This is a genomic window from Dryocola boscaweniae (genome assembly GCF_025215095.1).
GTDB classification, from domain to species: Bacteria; Pseudomonadota; Gammaproteobacteria; order Enterobacterales; family Enterobacteriaceae; genus Dryocola; species Dryocola boscaweniae.
Genome location: NZ_JALHAP010000075.1, coordinates 248,460 through 258,055 on the forward strand (window position 1 = coordinate 248,460; position 9,596 = coordinate 258,055).

The window sequence follows — 9,596 nt, forward strand, 5'->3', positions numbered from 1 at the left end:
AATTCCCTCATTATTAAATTAATCAACGTTCAAAGGTGGAACTGGTTTACCTGTGCGCTCGTAAAAATCACTCACGAAGTGCTCTAATTTACCCTCTTCAATGGCCTTGCGTAAACCAGCCATTAAGCGTTGGTAGTAGCGCAGGTTATGAATAGTATTGAGCCGCGCGCCGAGTATTTCGTTGCAACGGTCAAGATGATGCAAGTAGGCACGTGAATAATTGCGACACGTATAGCAATCACACTCAGGATCGAGCGTAGAAGTGTCATCCTTGTGCTTCGCATTGCGGATTTTCACCACGCCGTCGGTGACAAAAAGGTGACCGTTACGCGCGTTACGAGTCGGCATTACGCAGTCGAACATATCAATACCGCGACGCACGCCTTCGACCAGGTCTTCCGGTTTACCTACGCCCATCAGGTAACGCGGCTTGTCAGCAGGGATTTGCGGGCAGACATGCTCCAGGATACGGTGCATATCTTCCTTCGGTTCGCCTACAGCCAGGCCGCCGACAGCGTAGCCATCAAAGCCAATCTCTACCAGACCTTTTACCGAGATATCTCGTAAATCTTCGTAAACGCTGCCCTGGATAATGCCGAACAGCGCATTTTTATTGCCAAGAGAATCAAAGCGATCGCGGCTGCGCTTCGCCCAACGCAGGGACATCTCCATCGAACGTTTCGCGTAATCCCAGTCCGCCGGGTACGGCGTACATTCGTCAAAGATCATCACGATATCGGAACCCAGATCGTATTGAATTTCCATCGATTTTTCTGGGTCGAGGAAGATTGGGTCACCGTTGATTGGGTTACGGAAATGCACGCCCGCTTCGGTGATCTTACGGATATCTCCAAGGCTGAAGACCTGAAAACCGCCGGAATCGGTCAGAATCGGGCCTTTCCAGTTCATAAAATCATGCAGATCGCCATGCAGCTTCATGATTTCCTGACCCGGACGCAGCCACAGGTGGAAAGTATTGCCGAGAATAATTTGTGCCCCGGTTTCCTGTACTTCTTCCGGCGTCATTCCTTTTACGGTGCCGTAAGTGCCAACAGGCATAAACGCAGGCGTTTCAACTACACCACGGTCAAACACCAGGCGACCGCGGCGTGCGCGGCCGTCGGTGGTATCTAATTCAAATTTCACATTTCCTCCAGCATCAGAGAAACAGTCTGATGATTAAGACAAAAACGCCGTCGGGTTATCCGGCGGCGCGCAATAAGGGGTTAAGCGCCAGGGCGCTCATTAATCGCCTGCGGATTGTACGTGATGTACATCGCATCGCCGTAACTAAAAAATCGATATTCAGCATTTACAGCCGCTTCATAGGCCCGCATGGTGTGTTTATAACCGGCAAAAGCGGAAACCAGCATAATCAGCGTTGACTCAGGCAGATGGAAGTTGGTCACCAGCGCATCGATAACTTTGTATTGATAGCCCGGGTAGATAAAGATTTGCGTGTCGCCAAAAAACGGCTCAATCAGGTCATTCCTGGCAGCCTGGGCTGCGCTTTCGAGAGAGCGAACGGACGTGGTGCCAACGGCGATAACGCGATTACCGCGCGCCTTACAGGCCAGCACGGCATCCACCACGTCCTGCGGCACTTCCGCATATTCCGAATGCATGATGTGGTCTTCAATGCTGTCTACGCGCACCGGCTGGAAAGTACCAGCGCCGACGTGCAGCGTAACAAACGCCTGCTCAATGCCTTTTTCGCGCAGCGCCTCAAGTAAAGGCTCGTCAAAATGCAGGCCCGCCGTTGGCGCGGCTACCGCGCCTGGTTTCTGGCTATAAACGGTTTGATAAAGTTCGCGGTCCGCGTCTTCATCCGGGCGGTCGATATACGGCGGCAGCGGCATATGGCCGATGCTGTTCAGAATATCCAGCACGCTGCGCTCGTCTTCAAACTGCACTTCAAACAACGCATCGTGGCGCGCAACCATTGTGGCGTGTACGCTTTCATCATCGCCCAGCAGCAGTTCAGCGCCCGGCTTAGGGGCCTTGGAAGCGCGAATATGCGCGAGGATGCGTTTGTCGTCCAGCATACGCTCCACCAGCACTTCAATCTTGCCGCCGCTGGCTTTGCGGCCAAAGAGGCGCGCAGGAATTACGCGGGTATTATTAAAGACCAGCAGGTCGCCTGGGTTGAGCTTATCGAGCAGATCGGTGAAAGTGCCATGCGTTAAATCACCCGTCGGCCCGTCGAGCGACAGCAAACGGCACGCGCTGCGTTGCGCCTGCGGATAGTGAGCAATCAGGGATTCAGGTAATTCAAAGGAGAAATCGGCAACACGCATGGCTTAAAACTCAGACTCAAAAAGTGGCGGTACAGTCTAGTGCCAGGGGACACGCCCTGCAACCGATAAGCCGCCATAAAGCTCAATACGGATAAAGTAATTTATGAATTTTCTCGCCCATTTGCACCTTGCAAGCCTTGCTCAGAGTTCGTTGCTGGGCAACCTGCTGGCAGATTTTGTCCGCGGCAACCCGGATGACAGCTTTGCGCCTGACATCGTCGAGGGCATTTATATGCATCGCCGCGTAGACGTTTTGACCGATGGGCTCCCCGAAGTAACGACGGCCAAACGCTGGTTTCGCCCTGAAACGCGCCGCGTTTCACCCATTACGCTTGATGTCATGTGGGACCACTTCGTTTCACGCCACTGGGCAACGCTCAACCCGCAAATGGAGCTGGCTGATTTTATCGCCCATGCACGGGCAGACATCGTGCCGCATCTGCCGAATACGCCGCCGCGCTTTATCAATCTGAATAATTATCTGTGGGAAGAGCGCTGGCTTGAGCGCTATAGCGACATGGATTTTATTGCTAATGTTCTCAACGGGATGGCGACGCGTAGACCAAAACTTGACGCTTTGCGAGCCTCCTGGCAGGACCTTGAGGATCATTATGAGCCGCTCGAAGAGCTATTCTGGCAGTTTTACCCACGGATGATGGCCCTGGCGGAACAAAAAAGTTTGTAAAGGATCGCAAGCCGCGCATTAACTTCTTGCCCTTTTATAAAAAAGGGCTATTTTGGTCGGCTTGTTTGCAAATATCCGTTCTTTGATAGGCAAATCCTATCTGATTAATCGGTGCAGCACGCTTGAGTTGCAGGGAAGGCAACCCCTATACTCCCCCCCGTTGCGTTAACACTCACTTTAACAAACTTAACAGGAGTACATATGGTCCTGGTTACTCGTCCAGCCCCTGATTTTACCGCAGCTGCCGTACTTGGCAGTGGCGAAATCGTTGAAAACTTCAACTTCAAAGCACACACCAACGGTAAACCAACCGTCGTGTTCTTCTGGCCAATGGATTTCACCTTTGTATGCCCGTCTGAACTGATCGCATTCGACAAGCGTTACGAAGAATTCCAGAAACGTGGCGTAGAAGTCGTTGGTGTATCTTTTGACTCCGAGTTCGTTCACAACGCATGGCGTAAAACCCCTGTTGAAAACGGCGGCATCGGCGAAGTGAAATACGCAATGGTTGCTGACGTTAAGCGTGAAATCCAGAAAGCTTACGGTATCGAACATCCGGAAGCGGGCGTTGCGCTGCGCGGCTCGTTCCTTATCGACAAAGCCGGTATCGTGCGCCACCAGGTTGTTAACGACCTGCCGCTGGGCCGTAATATCGACGAAATGCTGCGCATGGTTGACGCGCTGCAGTTCCACGAAGAGCACGGCGAAGTGTGTCCGGCTCAGTGGGAAAAAGGGAAAGAAGGCATGAACGCGTCTCCGGACGGTGTTGCTAAGTACCTGAGCGAAAACGTTGCAAAACTGTAATCGCTAAAAGAATTGAGAAAAGGCCGCTTGCGCGGCCTTTTTTATTTGTCGGGTGACGCTACGCTTACCCAACCTACGCAGCGAACCCTTCATCCAGGAAGGATAAGCACAAGCGCCATTCATCAAAAAACTACAAACTTCGCCACACCGCAACAGAAACGCCGGGCAGCGACAATTCACGGTTACCCAGCTTCGCTTCGCCTTCATGCTGCGTCCAGGCTTTACCGCTTAGCAGCGGGTTCCACGGCAGCGTTACATTGGTTTGTTCCCCGCGGTTAATCGCCACCAGCACGCGTTCGTTCTGATAAACCCGCACAAAAACAACCACGTCTCCTTCGGCATAAACCACATGACATCCACCCTGGCGCAAAGCCCGACTTTGACGGCGAAGCTTGCCCAGCCGTTGATACAACGCCAGCAAATCCAGATCCTGGTCTCGCTTGTTCCACGGGAACGGCTTGCGGCAGAACGGATCGTTAAAACCGTCCAGTCCCACTTCATCGCCGTAATACACGCACGGCACGCCAGGCCAGCAGTAGAGCCACACCACCGCCAGCGGCAGGCGTGCAATGTCTTTACCAAGGATGGACTTAAAACGCGCCGTATCGTGGCTGTCGAGCTGATTAAACATACGTAGCTGCTGCTGGTGGGACAGGCTTGCACGGTATTCGTCCATCCACGCTATACAAATTTGCGCATCAATATGCTGCGGATCGTAGGAGATATCCGTGTTGGCCAGAAAGCCCCATACCGGGAAGGTAAAGCCGCGATAGTTCATCGCCGCATCTTCCGCATCCACCTGTAGCCACTGGCGCGCATCGCCGAAGTGCTCACCCAATACGTAGGCATCCGCTTTGGTTTCTTTCGCCGCTTTAGTAATGCCGCTGACGTGCAGCAGGTTATTCTTCGCCCCGCCCTCTTCACCCAGCATATGCACTACGTCCAGCCGCCAGCCGTCCATTCCCCACGGTTCACGCAGCCAGTGGCGCACCACGCTGTCTTCGCCCTGATAAATTTCTTCTATCAGCGACTCAGAGCTGTAATCCAGTTTCGGCAGGCTGGAATAGCCGAGCCAGTCCAGCGCACGCCCCTCTTCGGAGAAGCTGTAAAAATCCCGCCACGGCGATCGAGGGTTATTACAAGCTCCGTCTTCGGTGGCCCGCTGGCGGTCAAACCACGGATGCGTGTCGCCGCTGTGGTTAAATACGCCGTCAAGCACCAGGCGCATCCCCTGCTGCTGCGTGTTCTTACGCAATCTTAAAAGCGCGTGGTCGCCGCCGAACTGCACATCTACATGGCGATAGTCCTGCGTGTCATATTTATGCACGCTGGGCGCGGTAAATACCGGGTTGAGGTAGAGCGCCGTGATACCGAGCTTTTTCAGATACGGGAGTTTTTCGCTGATGCCGTCCAGATCGCCGCCGTAAAACGTCGAACCGCCCGCCTCGCCTTCCAGCGGATCGTCCCAGTCGCGCAGAATAATTTCGCGTTTCGCAGCATGGTGATAATAGATCTGATCCTGCCCGGCTTTACGCGGCTGGCTGCGGGCAAAGCGATCCGGGAAGATCTGGTAGAACACCTGATCCTGCACCCATTGCGGCCCTTCATCGGGCGCATCAAAGGCAAACTGTTCCAGGCGTGCCGGAGGGATCGGGCTGAAGCCTTTTGGAGCAAACCAGCGCTGCTTATCCAGCCACAGCAGTTTAAAACTGTAACGACGACGCGGCTGGCCGCAGCTCAAGTCAATCGCCCCGCTCCAGGCAACAACGCCTTCGTAAGGCGCATTTTTCTGGCGCGTCATAGTAATCGAGGTTTCTTCGTTATCCTTTTCGCAACGCAGCACTACGCGCTCAGGCAGGTCATCCCCTGCCAGCCAAAGGGTAATGTGCAGCTTCTCTTTGCGAGTTTGTACGAATGGCGCAACCGGAAGGTGCCAGGCATTCAACATAGTAACTTCCCCGTGTCTTAAAATTGACGCCACCTTGCCACAGCCGTGGGCTGCGTCACTCCTCATTCTCATTTAATTTGGGGGAGGAAAGTGGGGGCGGAGAGATTAACGTTAGCTATAAAGTCAAGAACCTGCCAGAGGGAAGCGGCTAGCTTTGCGCCACACCGGACTAAGGTTCTGAGGCCCTTAGATTCTAGCTGTAACCAACGTAAGATAATTCGGTTATTTTTCTTATTTATTAACTCATTAATGCATGAAGAACTAACGGGTTGCATAAAACTGTGAGGGAACATACAAGCTTCATAAAAAATCACATATGAGTTTTATTTAATACCATAAAAGGAATGGCATAAACGCAGTAAAATTGAAGTTAAGATACGAACACTCATTACTACTGAGAATGTCGAATGACCTTTGGTAAACGTCTCGCAGCCCTGCGTAAGGGCAGAAAGATGACACAGGCTGTACTTGCGGAGAGATCCGGCAGCCATATATCGATGATCCGTCGCTATGAATCGGATGAGGTTCAGCCAACGCTGGAGGTCATACGGAACTTATCCCTGGCATTATCAGTAAGTGCAGACGTGTTAGCTTTTGCTGAAGCTGAACGCAATCCCGATCGGGAATTACAACTTCTGTTTGAAGCGGTTAATCAGTTCACTCAGGAAGAAAAAGCAGTGGCAAGAATACTAATCGAGGCACTCATTTTGAGACATGATGCTAACCGAAAAGCTAAAAAAGCAGAGGACCAGCATTGAAAGAAGACGCGATGATCCAGTGTTGGAGCACTGAATCACCGCTAACCACAACAACTAGTTAGGAGTAGTTATTATGGCTGAGCACGATTCTAAGTCAGGAGTGAAGATTTCCAAAGCGCAGCGCCGTTATAAGATCGGGTACGTCAGCGTCCAGCACCTGAAGCGCGCCATTAAGAGAACCACTTACTACAGTCGCACACCCAGCCTGCACCTTAAAGGCGACTGGCTGACAGAGGCCGGATTCGGGACAGATACGCCGGTTACTGTGACCGTGGAACAGGGGCAACTGGTGATCCGGCCTGTGACTGAATGACGGATAAAAAAATCCCGGCTCCGTGGCCGGGATTTTTCAAGCGTATGAAGCTAAATTGAAAACTTCTGTTCTTAAACAATCAAGTTCTTCGTTCTCATCGAACAAGAGAACACCATTTTTGTAGAGTAATAAATCATTCAATGATCCCATCCCACCATAAAGACCCAGAAGTTCTGTTCGAGCTATATCAGGGGATATGACGATTTTATCAGCCAGCTCAGTAAGCCCGTTGGCCCAATCAGGATAACCACCTGTATTTAAAAGCAGTGCCATACGCTTCAATTTGCTTTGCATAACTAGTAATTTATCTTTATTCATTTTAACGGCTTACTCTCAATAATTTCAGTGCCTTTAATTGTCCAAGGTTTAACAACTACAATCTGTTGTGTACCACCGACATATACCCCATTTTGACTTCCAACCTCACCGACATAAACTTTTGTGCCTGCGGGTATTTTTATCGCAAAAGATGTATCGATTGGTGATGTGCCCCCGCCAGGCCATTTAGGAAGAACAGCTTTATCGATCCTTGTCTGAAGAACCCCTTGCGGTGCTTCAGTGCTAAAGAACTGACCATAAGGCTTATCGGATACTCCTCCTCTGTAGAGGATAGTATCTTCCTGCAACACCATTTCTTTATACTTTCCACCACTGAAAGTACCTGCTAAGTCATTATCTAATGGTCCAGGCTTAATTGCTGAATATTCACCAAGAACTTTACTTGGGAACGGAGCCATGCTGTGACTGGCAAGATCTTCAGCTTTTGATACAACTTTCGCTGCTATCTTCTCAGTAAGCACGGAACCACCTTTCGCAATACCCGCGCCCCCCGCAGCCAGCGAGGCAATATCTGATAGCAGTTTTCCACCTTCAACACCGGCATTAAACGAACCGCTAGCTCCCGCTTTCTGGTATTCCGCTTCCATATAGTTGATACGGTCAATATACGACTGCTTCACTGCATCCGAGACATTACCCAGCACATCACCACTGTTGAACAGTGACCTCAATGCCCCATACGTTTCTACCGGGCTAAGCCCCATATCGACAATTGATTGTACAGAGTCAACCAGACCCGTAGGCACACCGACCAGCATCCCGGCCCCGTAAGAGGTTTGCTGGCCTGCATCGATTAAGTCCCATTTGCTACCAACCTGGAGCTTACAGGCTGTACTGTCTTTGCAGGCGTCGAACTCTTTCTCTCTCTGAGTCTTTTGTTTCTCACTCAGGAAGTTATTCTCAACCGCATTCTTCCCGGCCACTGCCCCGGTTGCCGCACCAGAAGTGCTGTTCCCTGCAATCCCGCCCGCCATGCCTGCCGAGATGGTGGCCAGCGAACTCACCGTCTGCTTCTCGTCTTCTGACAGCTGGCTGACGGCTTTACCCGGATACATCACCGCCATAATGGCGCTGGCGGCAAGCTCTGCGGAAGCTGCCCCGGCGGCGCCTGCCGCTGCATTATTCCCCTGAAGCATGGCTACCGCACCACCCAGAATGGCATGGGCGATGACGTTGACCGCCGGATCTTTTTCTGTCGGTTTCAGCAGGTGCGCCAGTTCGGGGGCCGACGCACCTGCCAGCGCACCGGCTATATTACCACCGGCAAGGCCCTGAAGCGCTGCCGTCGCCGCCTGAATGCCGCGCTGGATATCGCTTCCTGTCCCGAACTTCGCCTGCTCTGTTTTATAGCTGTCTGTATTCTTCAGTGCAGCGAGATAAGCATCGCGCTCTTTTTCCGTCGCATTTGCCTTCAGCGGACCAAGTTCTTTTTTCGCCGCTTCCAGCGCATTTATCTCACCCTGCGTCCTTGCAATATCTGCCGCCTGACCGCCAGTCTCGCTGATGGCCTGCACGGTCTGTAACCGCTTCTGCTCTTTCTCCTTGTCGAATATCGGGCTGATGCTGTCGTTGGCATGCTCCGTGTCGCGGCTCAGGTCCGCCACATCCTGCTGCTGTTTATCCTTATCGCGAATGGTGATGGTGCCATCCGCAATCGCCGACTGGGTGGTGCCTTCCGCATGCCCGCTGTTACCGGCCACCGAAACCACGCCGCCCGGCATATTGCCTTTAAACTGGTCGCCCCCGAAGCTGCCGCCGCCGCTCAGGCTTACGCCGCTGTGCTCAGTCTTAAAATCAGCTTCGTTATGGATATCCGTGAAGCCCAGCGTGCCGGTATCAAGGTGGTTTTTATCCGCCGTTGCCGTGGACGCAATCACCGCCCCGTCAAGCTGCGTATGGTTCCCGACCGTGATATCAAACCCGCCGCCACCGGCATAAATCCCCGACTGCTCAGCCACGGAATCAAAGCGGCTTTTCATTTTGTCCTGGCTGGCGCTGATATACCCGGAGCCGGTCATTGAGCCAAAGGTGAAGCTGCCGCCTGCCGCCACGCTGGTCTGCTTCGAATCGTATTTGTTGGTGTCCTGCTGGCTGCTTATCAGCAGGTCGCGGCCCACATCCGCAATAACCCTGTCGCCGCTGACCTGCGCCCCGTTCAGCACCGTATCGCGCCCGCTGTTGATGGTGACGGTTTTACCGCTGTCGATGGTTGTCTCAGTCCAGTCAGTGCCGTTGCCCTTATCTTTTCCTTTCGCGGCATTCACATTCGCAAAGATACTTATGCCCGCGCCGTTCGAGCCGCCGCCGATGCTGACGCCCACGCCACCGCCGCTGCTGCTGTTTTTACCGGAGGTCTGCTGCGTGTTTGCCGCACCCGACAGCAGGATGTCATTCGCCGCATCGAGGGTGGTGTCACCACCCGCCCTGAGCTGACTGCCGCCAATGGCAATAT

At 52.8% G+C, this 9,596-nt stretch carries 9 protein-coding genes; 4 read left to right on the forward strand and 5 right to left on the reverse strand.

Annotated elements, in window-relative coordinates; translation table 11 throughout:
- Positions 1-18 precede the first annotated feature (18 nt).
- Both tgt and queA read right to left on the reverse strand, forming a co-directional pair.
- Complete coding sequence (tgt, locus tag MUA00_RS08195) at positions 19-1,146, reverse strand: tRNA guanosine(34) transglycosylase Tgt (RefSeq protein WP_271122602.1); 1,128 nt, start codon at positions 1,144-1,146, stop codon at positions 19-21.
- Positions 1,147-1,226: 80 nt separating this feature from the next.
- The gene (gene queA, locus MUA00_RS08200) at positions 1,227-2,297 is read right to left on the reverse strand and encodes a tRNA preQ1(34) S-adenosylmethionine ribosyltransferase-isomerase QueA (protein ID WP_271122603.1); all 1,071 of its coding nucleotides are present in this window, start codon (positions 2,295-2,297) and stop codon (positions 1,227-1,229) included.
- 103 nt (positions 2,298-2,400) lie between these two features.
- Here queA and acpH point away from each other — a divergent pair, with 103 nt between their 5' ends.
- Complete coding sequence (gene acpH, locus MUA00_RS08205; protein ID WP_271122604.1) at positions 2,401-2,982, forward strand: ACP phosphodiesterase; 582 nt, start codon at positions 2,401-2,403, stop codon at positions 2,980-2,982.
- A gap of 201 nt (positions 2,983-3,183) precedes the next feature.
- Positions 3,184-3,786 (forward strand): peroxiredoxin C, encoded by a 603-nt coding sequence (locus MUA00_RS08210; RefSeq protein ID WP_167612035.1) that lies wholly within the window; start codon positions 3,184-3,186, stop codon positions 3,784-3,786.
- A gap of 130 nt (positions 3,787-3,916) precedes the next feature.
- Here the strand turns inward: MUA00_RS08210 and malZ are convergent, their stop codons facing one another.
- Positions 3,917-5,734, reverse strand: coding sequence for a maltodextrin glucosidase (gene malZ / locus MUA00_RS08215; protein ID WP_271122605.1), 1,818 nt, complete (start codon positions 5,732-5,734; stop codon positions 3,917-3,919).
- 407 nt (positions 5,735-6,141) lie between these two features.
- Between malZ and MUA00_RS08220 the strand changes: the two genes are divergently transcribed.
- Together MUA00_RS08220 and MUA00_RS08225 are read left to right on the forward strand one after the other, a co-directional pair.
- Complete coding sequence (locus tag MUA00_RS08220; protein WP_271122606.1) at positions 6,142-6,492, forward strand: helix-turn-helix domain-containing protein; 351 nt, start codon at positions 6,142-6,144, stop codon at positions 6,490-6,492.
- 73 nt (positions 6,493-6,565) lie between these two features.
- Entirely contained in the window at positions 6,566-6,805 is a 240-nt protein-coding gene (locus MUA00_RS08225; RefSeq protein WP_271122607.1) for a SymE family type I addiction module toxin, read from the forward strand.
- A 36-nt stretch (positions 6,806-6,841) separates the two neighbouring features.
- Here MUA00_RS08225 and MUA00_RS08230 read toward each other — a convergent pair whose 3' ends face one another.
- Both MUA00_RS08230 and MUA00_RS08235 read right to left on the reverse strand, forming a co-directional pair.
- The gene (locus tag MUA00_RS08230; protein ID WP_271122608.1) at positions 6,842-7,123 is read right to left on the reverse strand and encodes a DUF6966 domain-containing protein; all 282 of its coding nucleotides are present in this window, start codon (positions 7,121-7,123) and stop codon (positions 6,842-6,844) included.
- Positions 7,120-9,596, reverse strand: a 2,477-nt coding sequence (locus tag MUA00_RS08235) for a hemagglutinin repeat-containing protein (RefSeq protein ID WP_271122609.1), incomplete at its 5' end; no start/stop codon positions are given. The genes MUA00_RS08230 and MUA00_RS08235, both read right to left, overlap by 4 nt.

What these genes read in the sequence shown, in the direction of transcription:
- acpH (WP_271122604.1), top strand. Translation starts at nt 2,401, where the DNA reads ATGAATTTTCTCGCCCATTTGCACCTTGCAAGCCTTGCTCAGAGTTCG.
- MUA00_RS08225 (WP_271122607.1), top strand. Translation starts at nt 6,566, where the DNA reads ATGGCTGAGCACGATTCTAAGTCAGGAGTGAAGATTTCCAAAGCGCAG.
- MUA00_RS08210 (WP_167612035.1), top strand. Translation starts at nt 3,184, where the DNA reads ATGGTCCTGGTTACTCGTCCAGCCCCTGATTTTACCGCAGCTGCCGTA.
- MUA00_RS08220 (WP_271122606.1), top strand. Translation starts at nt 6,142, where the DNA reads ATGACCTTTGGTAAACGTCTCGCAGCCCTGCGTAAGGGCAGAAAGATG.
- MUA00_RS08230 (WP_271122608.1), bottom strand. Translation starts at nt 7,123, where the DNA reads ATGAATAAAGATAAATTACTAGTTATGCAAAGCAAATTGAAGCGTATG.
- queA (WP_271122603.1), bottom strand. Translation starts at nt 2,297, where the DNA reads ATGCGTGTTGCCGATTTCTCCTTTGAATTACCTGAATCCCTGATTGCT.
- malZ (WP_271122605.1), bottom strand. Translation starts at nt 5,734, where the DNA reads ATGTTGAATGCCTGGCACCTTCCGGTTGCGCCATTCGTACAAACTCGC.